General features: G+C 26.9%; 14 protein-coding genes and 1 riboswitch. Of the genes, 1 reads left to right on the top strand and 13 read right to left on the bottom strand.

The features are described 5' to 3' along the window. Positions 1-110: 110 nt before the first annotated feature. From J2Z25_RS01280 to J2Z25_RS01230, 11 genes are all read right to left on the bottom strand, one after another. Positions 111-2843, bottom strand: coding sequence for a sigma-54-dependent transcriptional regulator (locus tag J2Z25_RS01280; protein ID WP_209737745.1), 2733 nt, complete (start codon positions 2841-2843; stop codon positions 111-113). 158 nt (positions 2844-3001) lie between these two features. Then, the gene (locus J2Z25_RS01275) at positions 3002-4324 is read right to left on the bottom strand and encodes an APC family permease (protein WP_209737743.1); all 1323 of its coding nucleotides are present in this window, start codon (positions 4322-4324) and stop codon (positions 3002-3004) included. Positions 4325-4394: 70 nt separating this feature from the next. Further along, a riboswitch (Lysine riboswitch) is annotated at positions 4395-4566 on the bottom strand. A gap of 61 nt (positions 4567-4627) precedes the next feature. Beyond that, entirely contained in the window at positions 4628-7063 is a 2436-nt protein-coding gene (locus J2Z25_RS01270; RefSeq protein ID WP_209737740.1) for a heavy metal translocating P-type ATPase, read from the bottom strand. Between the two features lie 231 nt (positions 7064-7294). Beyond that, complete coding sequence (locus J2Z25_RS01265; protein ID WP_209737738.1) at positions 7295-8086, bottom strand: ABC transporter permease; 792 nt, start codon at positions 8084-8086, stop codon at positions 7295-7297. 1 nt (position 8087) lies between these two features. Further along, the gene (locus J2Z25_RS01260) at positions 8088-8741 is read right to left on the bottom strand and encodes an ABC transporter permease (protein WP_245173025.1); all 654 of its coding nucleotides are present in this window, start codon (positions 8739-8741) and stop codon (positions 8088-8090) included. Positions 8742-8923: 182 nt separating this feature from the next. After that, complete coding sequence (locus J2Z25_RS01255; protein ID WP_209737737.1) at positions 8924-9925, bottom strand: ABC transporter ATP-binding protein; 1002 nt, start codon at positions 9923-9925, stop codon at positions 8924-8926. Between the two features lie 333 nt (positions 9926-10258). Beyond that, positions 10259-11134, bottom strand: coding sequence for a hypothetical protein (locus tag J2Z25_RS01250; protein ID WP_209737735.1), 876 nt, complete (start codon positions 11132-11134; stop codon positions 10259-10261). Positions 11135-11474: 340 nt separating this feature from the next. Beyond that, complete coding sequence (locus tag J2Z25_RS01245) at positions 11475-12155, bottom strand: response regulator (protein WP_209737733.1); 681 nt, start codon at positions 12153-12155, stop codon at positions 11475-11477. Continuing rightward, positions 12148-13317 (bottom strand): sensor histidine kinase, encoded by a 1170-nt coding sequence (locus J2Z25_RS01240; protein ID WP_209737731.1) that lies wholly within the window; start codon positions 13315-13317, stop codon positions 12148-12150. Before J2Z25_RS01240 ends, J2Z25_RS01245 begins: the two co-directional genes overlap by 8 nt. Before the next feature lie 120 nt (positions 13318-13437). Then, complete coding sequence (locus J2Z25_RS01235; protein WP_097032711.1) at positions 13438-14244, bottom strand: cation diffusion facilitator family transporter; 807 nt, start codon at positions 14242-14244, stop codon at positions 13438-13440. 271 nt (positions 14245-14515) lie between these two features. Beyond that, positions 14516-16288: a methyl-accepting chemotaxis protein gene (locus tag J2Z25_RS01230; RefSeq protein ID WP_209737729.1), complete on the bottom strand. Its 1773-nt coding sequence runs from the start codon at positions 16286-16288 to the stop codon at positions 14516-14518. A gap of 452 nt (positions 16289-16740) precedes the next feature. Here J2Z25_RS01230 and J2Z25_RS01225 point away from each other — a divergent pair, with 452 nt between their 5' ends. Then, positions 16741-18054 carry a VanW family protein gene (locus J2Z25_RS01225; RefSeq protein WP_111930289.1) on the top strand — a complete coding sequence of 438 codons (1314 nt, stop codon included), beginning with the start codon at positions 16741-16743 and terminating at the stop codon, positions 18052-18054. Positions 18055-18142: 88 nt separating this feature from the next. Here the strand turns inward: J2Z25_RS01225 and J2Z25_RS01220 are convergent, their stop codons facing one another. Further along, the gene (locus J2Z25_RS01220; RefSeq protein WP_008678211.1) at positions 18143-19354 is read right to left on the bottom strand and encodes a BaiN/RdsA family NAD(P)/FAD-dependent oxidoreductase; all 1212 of its coding nucleotides are present in this window, start codon (positions 19352-19354) and stop codon (positions 18143-18145) included. Between the two features lie 104 nt (positions 19355-19458). Then, entirely contained in the window at positions 19459-21114 is a 1656-nt protein-coding gene (locus J2Z25_RS01215; protein ID WP_209737727.1) for a hypothetical protein, read from the bottom strand. Positions 21115-21117: the final 3 nt, after the last annotated feature.

Below are 21117 nucleotides of genomic sequence, written 5' to 3'. Positions count from 1 at the left end.
TCTATCTTGAAACCGCATATTTACTTACTTCCAAAATTACAAATAAAATTCTTCAGTGTGTAACAATTCATTACACACATAATAATAACAATATATATTCATCTTTGTTTTTACACAGATGTCTTATTATTAACTACCATTTTAACTATATGAGCCAATTCATTTTCTCCAATATTTACACTATAGTTCTCTTCAAGCAGTTTTAAACATTGTTTTATAAGTATAAACTCTCTATTATTTGAATGCCTAAATTCATTTAACATTACGAAAGGTGTTTCTTTTCCGCCTTTATTTAGCTTATCCATTAAGAAACAAATATGAATTAATATACCTATCTTCACTTCATGTATTAATTTAATATTTAAATGTTCTTCTATATTAATCAAAGTTTTCCTTATATCTCTTATAAGCTTGTATGAATCAATATTATTTATTTGTTTCTCCATACTCTCTACTATCTTATAGTACTCTTCTTCTTGTGATATAAGCTTTTCTAAATCATCTATCCCTTCTCCAGATAAAATATCTGCTGCTGATATAAATGGTATATTAGGGACATAAGTATTCAAAACACCAACAATAGCAAGTATATTATATTTTTGACTTAGTGACTCTATATTGCTATAAAAATCATCTTTATCCAATATATTAAGCGCATGAATTTTAATATTAGTTTTGCTATTTATATTGTTTTCTATTATTTCTTTTAATCTTTGTGCTGAACCATCTCCAGTAAAGCACGAAGTAATTATTATACTTTCCTTTTGATCTATTTTTGATGCAGCACCTTGGATTCCATATCTCTTAATTTCAAGGCAAGATTCATATATCTCTTTTAAACCTCTTCCATTTAATGCTTTTCTTCCTGCTTCTATAACTAGCAAGGTTGTAACCATATCAATAGTTTTTACTTTAATATCAGTTTCATCTTTTATCATATCTCCAAAGTTAGTTAAAGATCCCATATCTACTAAAAGAAAAACTCCCTTTCCAGTGTGAATTTCTTTTACCTTTTCCATAGCAATCTTATACATATCCTCAGCCTTCATACTTAAAGGCATATCTAAAGCTTGCACGTATTCTTCACCTATTAAAGAATTTGCAACTTCTACCATAGATGAAGCAGTAGAATGTCCATGCATTATGACTAGCACAGCTACCTTTTCATCTTTTGCTTTATCTTGTTCATATGGATTAGTTGCTAAAAACATTGTTATATATCCTATTTCATCTAATGGTACTTCTATATTAAATTTTTTATCTATAATGCTAGCAACTTCCATTGATACAATAAACTCCCTAGCATATTCCCCTCTAATAAAGTTTAATTTAGGATGAAATATTTTTATGCCTTGTCTTATTCTCTCTAAACTTCCTTGAATATGCAGAGCTAATCCAAAGTAAACTTTTTCATCATAGTCTCTATTTAACTTTTTAGACGCAAATAAAAGAATTTCTTCTACTAAATCTACTATCTCAACATCAACAACTTTTGATATTTCATCTTTTCTAAATTTTTCTGGTAAGTCTCTTATATATTTTCTAAAATATTTTTCTATATCTATATTTAAAATCTCATCAATTTCTTTTTCTTCTATTCCATCATTTTTTAACTCTTCTATTTTTTGTTCAATTCTATCATAAAACATAGCTCCTTCTTTAAATTCTTCTAAGTTTTGGCTATCTTCTATTAATGCAATTTTATCTCTATACGAAAATTTAAGAACATCTCCCATATTATTTAATATCTCATCAACTTCATCTCTATATTCTTGCAATTTCATAAGTCCCATTTTTACTCTTTGATGTAGATCTTCCTGATCAACTAATATATAGTCCTTATTTTTAGCTTTATATTTTAAAAATGCTCTTGCACAAGAAAGTTGAAGATCACTTTTTAATTGACCTATATTATTAGGACAATCATATAATAAAAATGATATTAATGCATTTTTATTAAAATAAATACTCTTTGAAACTCTTTGAGATTCATTTTCTATAAATTCTCTAAGTAGATAATATCTTTCTTTTATATTTTTTTCCTTTAATGATGGTAAAGTTATAACCATAGGTATTCTTCTACTAAAAGTTTTAAGCAAAAATGATTGAGGGTCTTCTGTAGTTGCTGCAATAATTTGTGCTTCGACATGAACAAGCTTTTCAGTATCTCCTAATACCCTAAAATGTCCTTTATCTATATATGTAAATAACATTTCTTGACCTTGTGGAGATAGCCTATGAATTTCATCTAAAAACAATATCCCACCATGAGCCTTTTTTAGTAAGCCATCTCTATCAGAATCAGCTCCTGTATAAGCTCCCTTCTTTACTCCAAATATTTGAGCCATAACTAGTTGTGGGTTATCTGCATAATCTGCACAATTGAATCTAACAAAAGGAGCTTCTTCTACTATAACCTTTGACTCTATTGCAAAGTTATACATAGCTTCTGCAAACATAGATTTACCGACACCAGTTTCACCTAAAATTAAAGTGTGCAATCCTCTCGGAGGATATAATATTGCAGCTTTTGCTTGTTGAATTGGCATTTGTAAACTTAATTTAGCCCCAACTAATGTATCAAGAGTATTTCGCTTTATCTCTTTATAAGCTTTCTTAATTTCTTTTGACTTTTTTTCTTCATTCCTAGTTACACAGCTGTACTTAACTGGATGGCCTTCTATTTTGTTAACAACTCCGTCTTTATAAAGCTGATTTAAATATCTACTTACATTAGCCCTGTCCAACTTCATAAAAATACTAAGTTCACTTGCTGTTATTCCTTCATCACTTTTTACTTCTAACTCTTTTAAAGCATTATAAATCTCATCTATTTTGCTCATATTTACCTCCCATCCCCTTTATGTAAACTTTTATATCTTATTAATTCTAACATATAATTATTTTTTTTACAGCAGCAAAATTTTTTAAAGATAAAAATAAAGCTTATCTTTAATTTCTATAAAGATAAGCTTTATTTTTACTATTTTTATAATTTTATTTATAATGTTTTTTTATTTTTATGATAGTTATATATATAAAACGGAACTCCAAGTAACATAAGTATAAATCCCCACATTACAATTTCGGCACCCGAGCCATATATAGTCCATATTGTATATATGAATGCTAATAAAGAAACAAAAGATTTCTTAAAGAAAATTTTTAAAGTTATTTCTTTTTCTCCTTTAAACATAAGCATAATTTCTGCACATGCAGTTAAAAGATATACTGGTAAAAATGCTAATGTTGCAAGTATAGTTATAAAAGTAAATGCTGAAACCATACTTTTTTGATAATTCATTATTAATAATATATTTACAAGTATTGATCCTATTACCAAAGCATGTGAAGGCGTTGAGTATTTAGGATGTAACTTTCCAAACACTTTTGGGAAAACACCATCTTCTCCTGCTGCATATGCAACTCTTGCTGTGGATAATAACCAACCAATAGTTGTACCTAAAATACATATAACTACTGATATTGCTAAAGGCTTTCCTATGGCAGACCCTAAAATATTAGTTAGTATATCAGTGAGAGGTGCAGAGCTTGTTGCTAATTCTCCATTTGGCATTGCTCCCATACTAGCTGCACTTATTAAAATATATATTATTGCTGAAATTATCATTCCATAAATGGTGCTCTTTCTTACATTCTTTTCTGGGTTACTAATTTCACCTGCAGTTACTGTTGCACTTTCTAATCCAACAAAAGCCCACAAAGTAGAAGTAGCAGCAAGAGGAATTGATTCAATACCTTTTCCATCGGGCATCAATGGCAAGAAATTAGCACTATCAAAATTTAAAAAAGCTACTACTACAAATAATCCAAAGAATACAATTTTAAATACTGTTACAAATGATTGTATCTTTCCAGCTTTCTTAACTCCAACAATATTTATAATTGTAAATATCCATAATATTGAACTAGTATATATTATTGATACTAATGGATTATTAAGTGCTGGGATTATTGCTGCGCTATAGCTAGCTAATGCTACTATTATAGCTGCATTACCAATCCATGAACCATTCCAATATAACCAAGCACTTAAAAAACCTGCAAATTCTCCAAAAGCTTCTTTTGTATATTGATAAGCTCCACCTGTAGATGGGTATTTAGATCCTAAATTAGCAAATGATATAGCTATCAAAATTGATCCTATTGTAGTTATTATCCAAGCAATCATTGTTGCTAGTGGTCCAGATACATCTGCTAATGTTGCTGGTAACATAAATACACCTGAGCCTATCATATTGCCACACACAAGCATAGTAGCCATAAATAAAGTAATTTCCTTTTTCATATGCTTCTTTTCCATATTTTTCTCCTAAAAAAATAAGCCCAAAGATTACTCTTTGGGCTTGTATTTATTGCAAACTTTAAACAAACACAAAGATAGCTCCCCACAAATTATTGTGACAGCTTTGTATATATTTTATACAAAACCAGCTTATAATCCTTAAGCAAAATTATAAACTTCGGCAATAATTCCTTTCATATTAAATCATCGTGCTTACCTCATCAATACTAATATTAATTATTGCAACCTCTATCTACACTATTAAATTTACTTCTTAATTTTATCAAAAATTCTACACATGTCAAGAAATTTCGACATTAACTAAATATCAGCTTTAAATTTTCTAAGTCTTAATGCATTTAATAACACTGATACAGAACTTAAACTCATAGCTCCAGCTGCTATCATAGGGTTTAGTAATGGTCCACCAAAAATATGAAGTATTCCCATAGCTACTGGTATTCCTAATACGTTATATGCAAATGCCCAGAATAAATTTTGTTTTATATTATTTATAGTTGCTTTACTTAATTGAATTGCTTTTATAACGTCTACTAAATCACTCTTCATTAATACAATATCCGCAGATTCTATAGCTACATCTGTTCCTGATCCTATTGCTATTCCTACATCAGCTTGAACTAGTGCTGGAGCATCATTTATTCCATCTCCAACCATTGCAACTTTTTTATTTTTACCTTGTAACTTTTTAACTTCATTTGCTTTATCTTCTGGCAAGACTTCTGCTAATACAATATCTATTCCTACCTCTTTTGCAATAGCCTTTGCTGTTTTTTCATTATCACCAGTTATCATTGCTACTTTTATCCCCATATTATGAATGGCTTCTATAGCCTTTTTACTATTTTCTTTAACTGTATCTGCAACTGCTACAATACCTTTTATTTGATTATCTATAGCTAAGAACATAGGAGTTTTTCCTTCTTCTGCTAACTTATTAGATTTATCTTGTAAATCTCCTAACTTTATTTCTCTTTCCGTCATTAGCTTTTTATTTCCTAAAGCAATAATATTACCTTCTATTTTTACCTCTATCCCATGACCTGGTATAGCTTTAAAATCTTCTATCTTCTTTAACGCAATATTTTTTTCTTCTGCTGCTCTTACTATAGCTTCTCCTAATGGGTGTTCTGATCCTTTTTCAGCACTAGCTGCTAATGCCAATATTTCAGTTTCACTTATATCTTTACTTATTATATTTGTTACCTTTGGCTTTCCTTCTGTTATAGTTCCAGTTTTATCAAAAACTATAGTTTCTATTTTATATGCAGTTTCTAATGCTTCTCCACCTTTTATAAGAACTCCATTTTCGGCGCCCTTACCTGTTCCTACCATGATTGCTGTAGGTGTTGCTAATCCTAAAGCACATGGGCATGCTATAACTAAAACTGCTATAAATATAGTTAGAGAAAATACTGCTGACTCTCCTGATATATACCAACCTAAAGCTGCTATAATTGCTAACCCTATTACAGTTGGTACAAAATAAGCTGCTATTATATCTGCAAGTTTTGCTATTGGTGCTTTTGTTCCTTGAGCATCTTCAACTAATTTAATTATTTGAGCAAGTGCTGTATCATCTCCAACTTTAGTAGCTTTATATTTTATAAATCCTGTTTTATTAATACTTGCTCCAATTACCTTACTTCCTATGCTCTTTTCAACCGGAATACTTTCTCCTGTAAGCATTGATTCATCTATTGATGTATTTCCTTCTATAACTTCTCCATCAACAGGTAGCTTCTCTCCGGGTTTTACAATTACAATATCAGAAACTTTTACTTCTTCAATAGGAATAATAAGTTCTTTACCATCTCTAATAATATTTGCAGTCTTAGGTGCTAATCCCATAAGCTTTTTAATAGCTTCTGAAGTTTTTCCCTTTGATACTGCTTCTAGATATTTTCCTAAAGTTATTAATGCAAGTATTACTGCAGCTGACTCAAAATATAAATGCATTGCATATTCGTGGTCTCCAATATTTATTTTATATATAGCAAATAAACCATAAATAACTGCAGCTGATGTTCCTATAGCTATTAATGAATCCATATTAGGACTCAATTTAAATAAATTTTTAAAACCTATTAGGTAGAATTTATATCCTACTATCATAACTGGTAAAGTTAATACTAGTTGTGTTATTGCAAAATTTAATGGATTCATCATAGGATCTATAATATCTGGTAAATGCATTCCCACCATATGTCCCATTGATATTATTAATAAAGGAACTGTAAACACTATTGATAAAATAAATCTATACCAAAGCTTTTTATGCTCAGGAATTTTTTTAGTTTCACTATCTTTCTTTTCTTCTACTATTAATTTATACCCTGCTTTTTCTACTACATTTTTTAAATCATTAACAGATATTTTATTTTCATCAAAAGTTATATTTAATTTTTCTGTTGCAAAATTTACTGATGAATTTATAACTCCATCTGCCTTTTTAGTCACTCTTTCAACTCTATTTGCGCAAGCAGAACAAGTCATTCCCTCGACCTTAAAACTATAATTTTTAGTGTTCTTTTCAACTCCATAACCTGCTTTTTCAACAGCCTTCTCAATATCCAAGCTATTTACTTTCTCATTGTCATATTTAACACTCAAAGTTTCAGTAGCAAAGTTTACATTTGCTTTATCTACTCCTTCAAGTTTATTTATTACTCGCTCAACTCTGCTTGCACATGCAGTACATGTCATGCCTGATATCTTAATTTTTTCTTCTTTCATACTAATACCTCCTCCAACCACCCCCCAGGGGTGTGGTATAATTTTATTATACTATTTTTATATGCAATGTCAATAATAATTCTCATTCAAAATGCAAATTTATATTATTTTGTAAATAATCAAATATTAGCTATGTATCATACAGTAAAACATCAATATTTATTGCTTTAACTATTTATTACTAAAATAAAAAGACATACATATACCTTTTAGTATACATATGTCTATTATTTAACTTCCTGCACTTTCATATACGCTAATTCCTTTTAACCATATTTTATACGATGCCGTTATAGATAGCAGGCTTATAATGAAAGGTAAAAAAACTCCAATTAATGAATTTCCTTTTCCTATAAAATATGCACCTGGATAATATCCTGTAAATGCAAATGGTATAAGAAAAGTTAATATAAATTTTATAGCACTTGGATAAATACTTATTGGATATTTTGCAAAAGTACTTATTTGATATGCCATAAACATATGCGATTGTGAAAATTTAACCCAAAAGGCTATGGATGCTGTTGCAAGTTTTATTGAAGTATATATTAAAGTTGCACAAATAGTCACAAATATAAATTCTAATATTTTTATTGGATTATAGGAAATATTTAAATTCACTGATGCTGTTATTAGCAAAATAAATCCTATTATAACTTCTCCCAAACCATCTGGTTGAAAGCTTTCTGATATAACTTGAAATAATGGATTTATTGGTCTTAATAAATATTTATCGAATTCTCCTTTAACTATTGTCTTCCAACTAAATATCCATAAGTAATCAGTAAATATATTATCTATTCCCCTAGGAATTTGAGCAAACCCATAAATAAATAAAATTTCATAAAAACTCCATCCATCTAAAGTTGGGATAACATTGAAGATTAATTTTATAAATACAACACCAGCTAGTTGAACTAAAACAAACCCAATTAACCCCAATATAAAATCAATCCTATATTCCATTAATGTTTTTATATATTGCTTAAGAAACTTTACGTATAATTTTATATATTTAGCCATTTTATCCTCCTAATATAGTTAATTCTTTTATTAAAGCCTTCCACATTTGCTTCCCAATAATCATAAGTATAATTACCCATGAAAATTGAATTGTTATTGCTTTAATAATTTCAATATTATTTAGTTTTCCTAGATATATCATACTAGGTGTATATATCATAGAACTAAAAGGAAGGAAATTAAAAATTCCTTGCATCCAGCTTGGGAAAAACACTATTGGTATTAAGGCTCCAGATAAAAGCTGTGAAATAGCATTCATAATTTGAGTTAGCCCCCACATATTTGTTATTTTAAAAGATAATAATCCAAAAATATAACTATAATAAAAGTTAATAAGAAACCCTGCAAAAATGCTAATAAAATATAATATTATATTTACTATAGAAAATTGTCCGCTATAGCTAATTTGTAATATAGTTACTACTACAAAGCCTATAAAAAATACAATTATAAAGTTATACGCTAAATTCCCTAATGATTCAAAAAACATTCTTTTTTGGTAGTTTATTGGTCTGATTAAATTTATAGCTATTGAACCATCCCTAACTTCTCTACTTATTATATAAGCTATATCAGCATTTACAATTACAGATGTTATAAATGATATAAGCACATAAACTATAATTTCATTTAGGTTAAATCCTTTTATAATCATACTATTAGAGCTTCTATATATAGCCTTCTATATATAGCCTTCCATAAATAAAACGTTACCAATAATAGCATTAAATCTCCTAAAAAGAATATTATAGCATTTGCTCTATATGAAAGACTTTTTTGAAATGTATTTTTTGTAAAGGTTAAATATGATTTTATGTCAAAAAAAGACTTCAATATTTACACCTCTTTTCTATATATCTTCTTTATAATCTCTTCAATGCTTGTCTCAAGAATTGAGAAGTCCAAAACATCAAAATTAGATATTATTTTAGATATTATTTCTGCTTGGTTTGTAAAAATTCTATTAAATCTAACAATAATCTTATTTTCCAAGACTTTCATTTCTAAATTTTCCTTACTAATATTCATTTCATTATTAATATCAAAGTTTTCATTTCCTTTTAAACTTTTAACTTGAACTTCTATAGTTGTTATATATCCATAGATATCCTTAATATCTGATAAACTCCCATCATATATCTTAATTCCATTATCTATTATAATTATTCTATTACATAATTCTTCTATATCATTTAAATCGTGAGTAGTAAGAATAACTGTAGTTCCATATTTCTTATTTATTTCTTTTATTGCACTTCTAACTTTTTCTTTTACAACTACATCTAACCCTATTGTTGGCTCATCTAAATATATAATTTTAGGATTATGTAATAAAGCCGCTGCCAAATCAGCCCTCATTCTTTGACCAAGAGATAAAGTTCTTACCGGACTTAAGATAAACTCGTTTATTTCTAAAACTTCATTTAAGAATTCCATCCGTTCTTTATAGTCTTTATCATTTACATCATAAATATCTTTTAATAAAGAAAAGGTTTCAGAAAGAGGCAAGTCCCACCACAATTGTGTCCTTTGTCCAAAAACAACTCCTATATCCTTAGCATTTTTTTCTCTATCTTCATATGGAATTAATCCATTTATCGAAATAGTACCCGATGACGGAGTTAAAATCCCTGTCATCATTTTAATAGTAGTAGACTTACCTGCACCATTTGCCCCTATATATCCAACAATTTCTCCATCTTCTATTTCAAAGCTAATATTATCAACAGCTTTTTTAATTATATATTTCCTAGAAAAAAATGACTTTATTGCACCTTTAAATCCTGGATACTTTTTATTACTTTTAAACTCCTTACTTAAATTTTCGACTTTTATCATGCACCCACCTACCTTTACACCAAACAAAATATTTCCAGTTCATTCTACTCCCTCTATACTATTCAGTCAATAAATGATATATATAACTTGCACATATAATATTTTTTTGTTTTTTGATACAATTTTAATATAAATTCTCTGTACTATTAACTAGTATTTTTTATATAAATATTAAATATTCATTTATATATTTGAAAAAATATGTGATCCAACCTCAATATAAAAATATAATTATTTCGTACTTTTAAATAAACTCAACATTTTATTAAATGGTAAATAAAATTTCTACTATAAAACAAAAAGCCACCTATAAATAGGTGACTAATACATTTTTTACTTAACTGAATCTAGAACATCTTGTACAGCTTTCACATAAGTTCCAACTTTAATTGAAACTCCTGATACTGCATCTGTATTTCCATCATCGTTAGTTAATTTTATTTTTGAAAGATCGAAATTATTTTCAACCATGAACTTTTCTAATAATTCCATTTGTTCATGCCAATGTTTAGCTTCGCCTTCCTTCATTACATATTTACCTTCTTCTGAAGCTTTTTTCTTCATAGATCCATCTTCTTGTTTAACATCTATATTTACTCCAACTGGTTTTCCATGATTAAATACAACTTTTGTAACTACCATATCTTTTTTCTCTCCAGTTGAATCATATGGAGTTTCAGCTATTTTAGCTCCAGTGAATCCATCTTCTAACTCTTTACCTTCTTTAACTGCATCTACAACTTCTTTAACTGCATTTACATATGCACCAACCTTAATTGATACTCCTGATACTGCATCTGTATTTCCAGCATCATTAGTTAATTTTACTTTAGATACATCAACTTTGTTTTCGTTTAAGAAAGCTTCTAATAACTCGATTTGTTCTCCCCAGTTTTTAGCTTCGCCTTCCTTCATTACATAATTACCTTTTTTAGCTTCTTCTTTTTTCATTGTTCCATCTTCTTGACGAACATCTAGTGAAACCTTTACTGCTTCTCCATCCTTAAATTCAATTTCTGTTACTATAACGTCACCTTTTGCACCAGTTTCATCATATAAAGTTTCATATTTCTTTGTTCCTGTGAATTTCTCACTTTGTTCTGTTGAACTTGAGCTATTATTATTTGAAGTTGAAGGCTCCTTGCTTCCACATCCAACTAATAATGCAGTTGATAATAAACATACAGCAATTAATTTCTTTGATATCATAAAATTTATCCCCCTAAAATGATATTTACAAGCTAATTCTATACTGACTTTGTTTTTTTTTCAACAATATTGTTAAATTATTATCCTATACTCATATGATAAATTCATTTATTTATATAACATAAATTAACGTTTTATTACATATTGTCATATTTCTTTACACATTCATTTTATAATTCACTACTTTATTAATGAAATAATATATTTCTCTTATTTAATCCTATTATTTATAATATTTACCTATTTTGCACAAACATTTGAAAACGAACATCAAACTTCATTTTTAGTCACTTTTTTAACATATTATGTCTCTTATACTTTATATACAAAACTTGGTATATTATTTTAATTTATTATGATAAAACTCTTCTATATTATTCCTTATAGCATAGATTGTAGCTTGAACTCTATCTTCTACTTCAATCTTCTTGAATATGCTTGTAATATAATTTTTCACTGTTTTTTCTGATAAAAATAATTTTTCTGCAATTTCCTTATTTTTTAATCCTTTTGAAATTTCATATAATATATTTAACTCTCTATTAGTTAATAATTTCAAAGACTCTATTTCTTTATTTTTGCAAGCAACATCACTTTTAATATCTAAAAACATTGCCTTTATTAAAGACTTGTCTATATATTTCTCGCCTAAATACACATTTCTAATCGCATTTACAATTTCACTTCCAGCTGATTCTTTTAATATATATGCATCTGCACCTATGTCTATAGATTCCATTATAGTCTTTTTATCATTTTCTACTGTTAGCATAACTACTTTAATATCAGGATATAATATCTTTAAAGTTTTTAAAGTTTCTATTCCATTTTTTCCAGGCATATTTATGTCCAAAAGTATAACATCTGGATTATAATTTTTCATATTATTGAGAAGCTCTTCTCCACTTCTAAACTGTCCACATATTATCAAATCTTCTTCAAAACTTATTATTCTATTTAATCCTTCTCTTATTAAAGCATGATCATCTACTACTATAGTTCTAATTTTATTATCAATCATTTCTTATTACCTTTCTATTTATTGGAAGCCTTATTTTATATATAGTTCCTTCCCCTTTTGAAGATTTCACTTCTATTTTTCCCCTTAATTGTTTTACTCTTTCAAATATCCCAATCAACCCATACCTATTTCCTTTTTGTTTAGTATTTATTAAAGTTTCTTGTACATTAAAACCTATGCCATCATCTTGAATATAAATATATATATAATCCTTAATGTAATTAATCTTTATATCAACATATTTTGCTTTAGAATGTTTTTTTATATTATTCAATATTTCCTGCATAATCCTGTATATAGCAATTTGCATTATTTTTTCTACTTCATAACTTGATTCATCAACAATCATATCTATTTTTACATCGTTTTCTACTGATATAATATTTATCATATCTTTTATTGCATCCATTAATCCAAGTTCTTCTAAGTGCAATGGTCTTAAATCATAAATTATGCCTCTTACTTCTTTTAATGCCATTCTTATATTTGATTTTAAATCATCTAATTCATTTATTCCTTTTTCAAGGTCTTTTTTTACTACTACTTTACAAAAATCCACCCGCATCATTGCATTTGCAATATATTGGGCTGGCCCATCATGTATTTCTCTTGCTATTCTTTGCCTTTCTAACTCTTGATTTTCCAATATCTTTATTCCAACTATCATTTGCGACTTCTCATCTTGGTCATTTATTATATCTAAAATATTACCTTCTAAATATCCTAATGCTATATTTATTTGGTTAACCGCTCCTTGAGCTTCTTCTATGTTTAAATTATAATTTTTTAGGGTTCTTTCTAAATTATCTCTTTTTAAAATTAATTCTTTTTCTTCATTTTGTTTTGTTATATATCTCACTCTTATATCTAACGCTTCTTCATATACCTCTTTAAACAAATCCGAATCCACCTGAGATAATTTTTTTGATTCTTCTACTAACTTATATCTCATTGCTTTATCAGCTTTTTCTAAATAATCTACCTCATTAATAACTTTAGAAAGTCTACTTTTAATATCATAAAGTTCTTTCTTTTTTATTTCTAATTCATCTCTCATAGCATCTGCTATATGAAAAATTTTAGTTTTTCCTACATTAATTTCTTCTATTACGCCATCAATAATTTCTTTTATATCCTCAGAAGAATATTTCTCATTTACCATTGTACCCCACCAACTTTTCCTTAGATAAAATTATAAACATACTTTTAAAATACCATAATTTTATTAATTAGTAAAATACTTATATAAAAAGCTACCCTAGATAAATTCCAGGGTAGCTTTTTATATAGCCCATTTTTTATTTTTAGTAAATGATACATTCATCCACTTTTTTAAATCAAAATGGTTTGTATTTTTATCTATTATTTCTCTTACTTTATCCATATCGTCTATAGACTTTATTTTTGAATCCTTAGATACTATAAAATCAATTTCTATTCTAAGTTCTCTTCCTACTTTTGCTACTCTTGCTATAGATTCTTCTAAATTATATTCTTCTTCAATTTCTTTTACTAACAAATTTATATCATAATTGATTTGATCATCAGCTGTAGAGTTTGTTATTTCTTTGAAAGCTTCCATTATAGAAGTTATAGGCATTTTCAAGAATATTGTTGAGCTTAAGATAACCATTCCTGGATCAACATAACTTGCTAAGTTTTCTAATCCAATATATTTTAAAATAATTGAAATTAAAAATCCTACTAAAACTCCTACACTTAACATAGAATCCATAAGCCATTGACTACTTTCAACTTTAACTATCTCAGAATTAAGATTCTTTGATGCTCTTCTCATATATAAATAAACTGCAGTACATCCAACAGATGAAATTAATGCATATCCTAATGCAAAACCTGCCTCAACATCATTTCCTCCATTTAAAACTTGCTTTATTGAAGAAAGCATAGTTATTACACACATTATCAAAAGTACTAATGATTTAATAATAACTAGCATTGGTTCTAATGTTGCCTTTCCAAAAGGATAATTTTTAAAATCACTCTTATTAATAAAATTTGTAGTAATAATTGCAAACACTGCTAGTCCTAGACTTATAAATGAGTATAATCCATCAAAAGCTATCATTTCTGAATGTATAGCTCATCCCCATGCAATACCTAAGACAGCGAAGAACAATCCACCAATTGCTGAAAACTTAAGAATTTTGTTTTCCGCCTTCATAATATCACTCCTTCAACCTGAAATCTTCTAACATTATTTTATTCTTTTATATTGCATCTTTCAATTCATTAAAACGTTCTATATTTTTTATTAATATGACTATCTTTCATTTTTTACTTTCTAATAAAAAGCATAAAAGTACATCATATAGATTGTATCTATACCTAAAACTAATTTACTTTATCCTAAATTTATTAATTTCAATATTTTTCTCACTAGCATTATTATTTAACTCTTCACCAACTTCTGCAACTCCTTGAGCCATAATGCTTAATTCGCTTGAAAAAGTTTTTATTTCTTCTGAAGAACGTGATATTTCACCTAATAACACTCGTGATTTTTCTATTGAATCTATAATAGTATTTTTTTCAGATGATACTTTATCCATTTTATTATTTACATCTGTCATTTTAGGAACTATTTCAATTATTTTATTTACTATATCTTTAAATGATACTATTGAATTATCTATTACACCATATTGCTTTTCCAACTTAAAATTCATAATATTTGAAGTTTCTTTTACATCATTACCTTCTTTAATTACATCTGTTAATAGCTTATCAATATCAAGAGATGAACTTTTAACCTCTTCTGCAAGTTTTCTTATTTCATTTGCTACAACTGCAAATCCCTTTCCAGCTTCACCAACCCTTGCTGCTTCAATAGATGCATTTAATGCTAATAAATTAGTTTGATCTGCTATTGAATCTATGAAAATAGCTATATTCTTTATTTTTTCTAATGAATAATATAAATTTTTTAATTCATCATTCATATATAATGAAGAGTTTTGTATATCAACCTTTGAATTTTGTAGCATTATTAAATCTTCTTTATTCCTGCTTAATTGATTATTTACATTACTTAGTAAATAGTTAGTTTCATTAATTAATTCTTTAATTTCTTGAATTGACACTCCAAATCCATTAAGCAAATTGCTTATTTCTTTTGTATCTTCATTTTGAATATAAATATTTGAATCAACTTCTTGAATTGTAGCTGTCACTTCTTCTGAAGCCGCTGCCATTTCTTTGCTTGAGTTAGATAATTTTTCTATATTGATAGTTTCCTTATTTGATGAAATTATTATTTGATTTATCATTTTAGAAATTTTTTCTTGCAATACATTTATATAATCAGCTATTAACTTAATTTCGTCATTACTATTAACATCTACTACTTTAGTTAAATTACCTTCTGAAATTGTAACAAGTCCATCTATAACTTTTTTCACACCTCTATTAATACTCTTTGATAAGGCATATGATACTATACTGTACACAATAATTAAAATAATTGCTAATATCCCTAGCTGAATAAGTATTACTTCTTTTACATTTATAATTTCTGTAATATCCTCTCTAACCTCTAATATAGCATCAATTCTTCCACTTACCCCTATAATTGGATAGTATGATTTTATTAAGGTATTCTTTTTCTCCTTAACTTCTGTAGATATAACCTCTCCAGCAAAAACTTTATGTAATTCATCATTTAATACTATTTTCTTACCAAAATTCAATAAATTACTTTCTGTGTCTACTATTATTTCAGCATTTTCATTATTAGTTTTAGTCAATATAGCCGCATATATAACATTTTCATTGCTTTTTGCATTTGATAAATCATTTTTTAATTTCTTATAATCATAACTTCCTGTTGTCTTATCTTGCATTATGGCACTTATATCTCCTGTAGATATACTTCCTTTAATATTCTTACCTCTAGCTAATACATCTTTTTCAATTGAGTTTAGCAATCTATTAAACATTAGTATATTAATGCTTAATAATATTATCATTGCTATTACTGTTACTGTTACTGTGATACTAAAAATCTTTTTTCCTATTGTACTTGCCCTTTTCTTTGACCTTTTCTTCGAACTCTTATTTTCTTTTACTTTCTTATGTTCCTTATTATTTTTTCTTAACCCTCTTTTTTTCATTATTTGCCCCCTAATTATTATTTAATATTTACTATGTTATAATTTTAATCACTTAGTAACTTTTTTGTAAATATACGTGATTTTGTAATAATTAAAAAATTTATACTACTATTAATAACTATTCTTTATTATTATTTTTTTATAAGTCAATAGAATATAAACTTTATTTGCATAATATTATAAATCACTCAAGAATTCTATTAATCCTAAAATAGCTTACGGCACTTTTTCAAAATTTTATCCTTACTATTTCATATTATTGAATATTAATTTACTTATATTTAATTTAATATTCGAGTAATTTAGTTAAATCTTTATTTGTATTATTAAATAATATAAAAAGTGTATATATTTAGTAATTTCTTCCACAAATTCTTGAAATTATTATCACTTCGAGGTAAACTATATATGTCATGAAAATGATAAAGTAAATATATAGAAAGTTGGTATTTATGAGCAATAATAATCTTAATACTGAAACATCCAAGGAAGTGGTACAAGCCGATAAAAAAAGTATAGTTTCTATTTTAAAATCATGGAAATTCATACTTTTAGTATTTTTAATTCTAATTTCTATTCTTGGTTATTGGCTTATCTCAAATACTAATTTAATAAATAACTATGCAGATAAAGTTTATCCTGGTGCTTATATACTAAATAAAGATTTAACAGGGTTAAATAATAATGATTTACACTCTACACTTATTTCTTTGGTTGAAGATATAAGTAACAAAAAAGTAAATGTTGAAGCAAAGGAACAAAATTTTGAGATTTCTTATAAGGATCTAGAAGCAACTATTAATTATGAAAAACTTGAAGATGAAATTTTAAGTTTTGGGAAAAATGAAGGTTTCTTTAAAAAAATAAACTTATTAAAGAAACCAGAAAATAGGGAATATGAATTTGAAGTTCTTTTTAATGATGAAAAATTAACTTCATTTGTATCTAGTATATCTACTGCAGTAGACGTTAGCCCTACAAATGCTTCTATAGATATCTCTGGAGGATCAATTAATATATCAAATGATTCCACTGGACTTAAATTAAATTCTACTGACTTAATAGATAAAATTAAATCTCAAATAAAAGACATGAAAGCTCCAAATGTAGTATCGGTAACTGGAAATGTTGATGTTGTTGAAGCTAATATTAAAGCTAGTGCTTTAAGTAATGTAAATAATAAAATTTCATCTTTTTCAACAAGTTATCCAGCTGGCCCTAGTGGTACAAACCTTCAACTTGCTGCAAGAAATATTGATAATATTATAGTAATGCCAGGTGAAACTTTTTCTACTGAAAAAGCTATAGGTCCAACTACTATTGAAAATGGGTTCGTAGCCGCTAATACTTATGTTGATGGTCAAGTAGTTCCTGGTGTAGGTGGCGGTGTCTGTCAAGTTGCTTCAACTCTTTATAACACTATGTTAAGGGCTGGAATAATACCTAGTGAAAGACTTAACCATATGATGAAAGTTTCTTATGTTCCTATAGGACTTGATGCTACTTTAGCTGATAATCTTATTGACTTAAAGTTTGTTAATGATTTTGAATATCCAGTAGTAGTAAACACTTACGCTGGAAATGGAAATTTAACTATTGAATTTTGGTCAAATGAAACAGTAAAAGGTGGTATAACATATGAGCCAGTATCAGTACCTCTAGGCCCACTAAGTGCTGACGCTTATCTATATGGATATGATGCAAATGGTGAATTAGTTGTTAATCAATACCTAGATAGAAGTACCTATCAACCACTTCCAAACTAAAAAAAGCTGAGTTTTCTCAGCTTTTTTTAGTTTAATTTATAATTAATAATTTGTTATAAATCGAAATTTTTAATTTAATTGATGATTTTTAATTTTCTATGCTTGATCCTGCTAAATATCCAGTCGAAAATGCCATTTGAAGATTATATCCTCCTGTTTCCGCATCTATATCAATAACTTCTCCGGCAAAAAATAGATTTTTTATCTTTTTTGATTCCATAGTAGATGAATTTATTTCTTTAACGCTAACTCCTCCACTAGTAACCATTGCTGCTTTTATTGTAATAGTATCTTCTACAGTTAAAGGCATTTCTTTTATATATTCTATGAGCTTTAATTCGTCTTCTTTTTTCAATTCTGCAATCTTTACTTCACTTAAGCTTAAAATATTAAGTATTTCTTTTACAAAGTTTTGAGGTAAATAAGCTTTTAAATTGTTTAATAAACTTTTATTTGAATTAGATCTAATTATTTCAGATAACTCATTCTTAGAAATTTCTGGTAAAAAATCTAATTTTATTTCTACTTCTTTTTCTTTTAAGATTTTATTTATGTAAGATGAGAATTTTAATACTCCAGGCCCTGATATCCCAAAATGAGTAAATATCATATCTCCTTGACGCTGAATCTTTTTCTTTTTTATAGTGGTGCTTATTATTACTTCTTTCATTGATATGCCCTGAAGATTTTTAATAAATCCTTCTTTTGTCACAAGTGGAATTAATGCTGGATATAAAGTATTTATTGTATGCCCATGTTTTTGTAATATATCATACATGCTACCATCAGAACCTGTAGTAGGATAACTTTTTCCACCAGTAGTTACAATAACACTATCAGCATATATCTTTTTTCCATCTTCTGTTATGATACCTTTAATAATTTCATCTTCAATAATAAAATCATTTACCTTTGTATTGTATAAAACTTTAACATCATTTTTCATAAGATCTCTCTTAAATATTTCTATAACTTCATCAGCTTTATCACTTTTTGTAAATACTTTTTGATCATATTCAACCTTATACTCTAAATTATTATTAGAAAAATATTCTAATAAAGTAGTATTTGAAAAAGTATAAAGTGCACTATATAAAAATTTCTTATTTGTCACTATTTTATCGAAAAATTCTTCTATATCCCTATTATTTGTTATATTACATCTTCCACCACCAGTAAGTTTTAGCTTCTTACCTATTTCACTGTTTCTTTCAATTAAAGTAACTTCATTGTTTTTTGAAGCCGATAATGATGCCATTATACCAGCAGGCCCAGCTCCAACAACTATAACTTTTGCCATAATTTATCTCCTTAAAATAATTTCATATAATCTTTGAAATATATTATATACTAAAAATAAAATAAAATCACTTAGAGTTAACCTAAATGATTTTATTTATATATTTATTCTCTTAATTTCTTTTTTGAAATATTAAATGAAACTTTCCATAATAAAATATCTAACACAAGTAATATTGCTCCATAAATATATATTCCTATACTAAAAAAGCTTGTTGCAAAATGTATTCCTATACCAATAAGTATAAACATAAATGATATCATGAATGAAACTATACTATCTCCAGTATTATTAGTGCCTTCAAATTTTTTTGAAAATGGATACACTTTAGAGCTAACTGAAAAATCAACCATAGTAATTAATATTAAAGCCAAAAAGGCTACTATAATATGTTTTATTACACTTGGAGAAAAAATTGCTATAAATATTATAGATATAATAATATATGGAGGTATTATAAGCTTAAATAAAGCTCCTTTTATAACCCCCTTATATATTGATGATATCTTTTTTATTGGTGCTACTTCATATATCCATGCTCCATTATATCTTTCTGAATATCTAAGCATTATAAGTATATTAGGAATCATTAAAGCAAAAGAATATATAGAAAGATAAAACTTTGAATTAATTAAACTATTTCTTATATCACTAATACCTTCTCCCTGAAGACCAATTGTCATAAATATAAATGGAAAAATCATTCCAAGAGCCATATTAGGATAAACTTTAAGTTTAAACTCTCTTTCTGAGTTAATAATTCCCAATGATAAATTATAAAATGCTCTTTCAACTTTATCTTTACATATTATTTTACCAATTCTAAGTAAAGTTTTACTTTTTTCATTAGACTTTTCATTATTATTATTTAATTTTTGTAAATACTTTTCAAATGTAGGCGTTAACTTTAAATAAGCTAATAATGCTATTATAGGTATCAATACTGCTAATACTGTCATAATTATTTTATAGGTAGTTATTCCCTCTCCAGCAACCATAGATAATGGAGCTGCAAACCATATAGGCGGTATTAATATATGCCAAATCTTTTCTGTATAAGCAATATTACCTACATCAATAAATTGAAAGATTCTTGGTATTATTTGATAAATTACTACCATGAATATACTTAATCCAATTTGAACAAAATTTATCATATCTTTTAACTTTTCACCATCAAAAATTTTAAGTACTAAAAGATAAGATAATGCAGTTATTATAATCATAAAAATATCTATAAGAATTATTTCAATTAAAAATATTAAAAAGTACCCTATTCCTTGTTTAAATGAAATTATAAGTGAAATTCCTGCTAATGCTAATGTTAAATAAATTATATAAATACAAATATGAGTAATTTTTGCAGCATTTATAGTTTTACTACTTACTCCTTTTGTTGCTAAAATATTTTTATCTCTGACATCTAATATCACATAAGAAAAATCAGAAATGAAAATTGTTAGTATCATAAACATAATTGCAGAAAAATAAGCTGCCATTTGATACATTAAATTCATTTTAAATATAAGCATTAATCCAAAAAACAATCCTATAAAAGCGTATAGTATTAAGGCTTTATAAAATTCGTTTGATTCTCTATTTTTCTTTTTACTTTCATTATTAAAAACTGTGGCTTTTCTTCTTCCATCCATTGTAAGTTTAGCTTGAAGTATTATTCTAAAAATATCATAATCTACCCCAACTTTTTCATATAAACCTCTAAACTTATCTAAAAATCTTATAACTTTAAATTCCTTCATACT

The organism is Clostridium tertium, from assembly GCF_017873245.1.
Classification (GTDB): domain Bacteria; phylum Bacillota; class Clostridia; order Clostridiales; family Clostridiaceae; genus Clostridium; species Clostridium tertium.
The sequence above is the reverse complement of the archived record's forward strand: the minus strand, read 5'-3'. Positions and strand labels throughout refer to the sequence as shown.

What these genes read in the sequence shown, in the direction of transcription:
- J2Z25_RS01250 (WP_209737735.1), bottom strand. Translation starts at nt 11,134, where the DNA reads ATGATATCAAAGAAATTAATTGCTGTATGTTTATTATCAACTGCATTA.
- J2Z25_RS01230 (WP_209737729.1), bottom strand. Translation starts at nt 16,288, where the DNA reads ATGAAAAAAAGAGGGTTAAGAAAAAATAATAAGGAACATAAGAAAGTA.
- J2Z25_RS01225 (WP_111930289.1), top strand. Translation starts at nt 16,741, where the DNA reads ATGAGCAATAATAATCTTAATACTGAAACATCCAAGGAAGTGGTACAA.
- J2Z25_RS01215 (WP_209737727.1), bottom strand. Translation starts at nt 21,114, where the DNA reads ATGAAGGAATTTAAAGTTATAAGATTTTTAGATAAGTTTAGAGGTTTA.
- J2Z25_RS01265 (WP_209737738.1), bottom strand. Translation starts at nt 8,086, where the DNA reads ATGGCTAAATATATAAAATTATACGTAAAGTTTCTTAAGCAATATATA.
- J2Z25_RS01235 (WP_097032711.1), bottom strand. Translation starts at nt 14,244, where the DNA reads ATGATAGCTTTTGATGGATTATACTCATTTATAAGTCTAGGACTAGCA.
- J2Z25_RS01260 (WP_245173025.1), bottom strand. Translation starts at nt 8,741, where the DNA reads ATGATTATAAAAGGATTTAACCTAAATGAAATTATAGTTTATGTGCTT.
- J2Z25_RS01255 (WP_209737737.1), bottom strand. Translation starts at nt 9,925, where the DNA reads ATGATAAAAGTCGAAAATTTAAGTAAGGAGTTTAAAAGTAATAAAAAG.
- J2Z25_RS01245 (WP_209737733.1), bottom strand. Translation starts at nt 12,155, where the DNA reads ATGATTGATAATAAAATTAGAACTATAGTAGTAGATGATCATGCTTTA.
- J2Z25_RS01220 (WP_008678211.1), bottom strand. Translation starts at nt 19,354, where the DNA reads ATGGCAAAAGTTATAGTTGTTGGAGCTGGGCCTGCTGGTATAATGGCA.
- J2Z25_RS01270 (WP_209737740.1), bottom strand. Translation starts at nt 7,063, where the DNA reads ATGAAAGAAGAAAAAATTAAGATATCAGGCATGACATGTACTGCATGT.
- J2Z25_RS01280 (WP_209737745.1), bottom strand. Translation starts at nt 2,843, where the DNA reads ATGAGCAAAATAGATGAGATTTATAATGCTTTAAAAGAGTTAGAAGTA.
- J2Z25_RS01275 (WP_209737743.1), bottom strand. Translation starts at nt 4,324, where the DNA reads ATGGAAAAGAAGCATATGAAAAAGGAAATTACTTTATTTATGGCTACT.
- J2Z25_RS01240 (WP_209737731.1), bottom strand. Translation starts at nt 13,317, where the DNA reads ATGGTAAATGAGAAATATTCTTCTGAGGATATAAAAGAAATTATTGAT.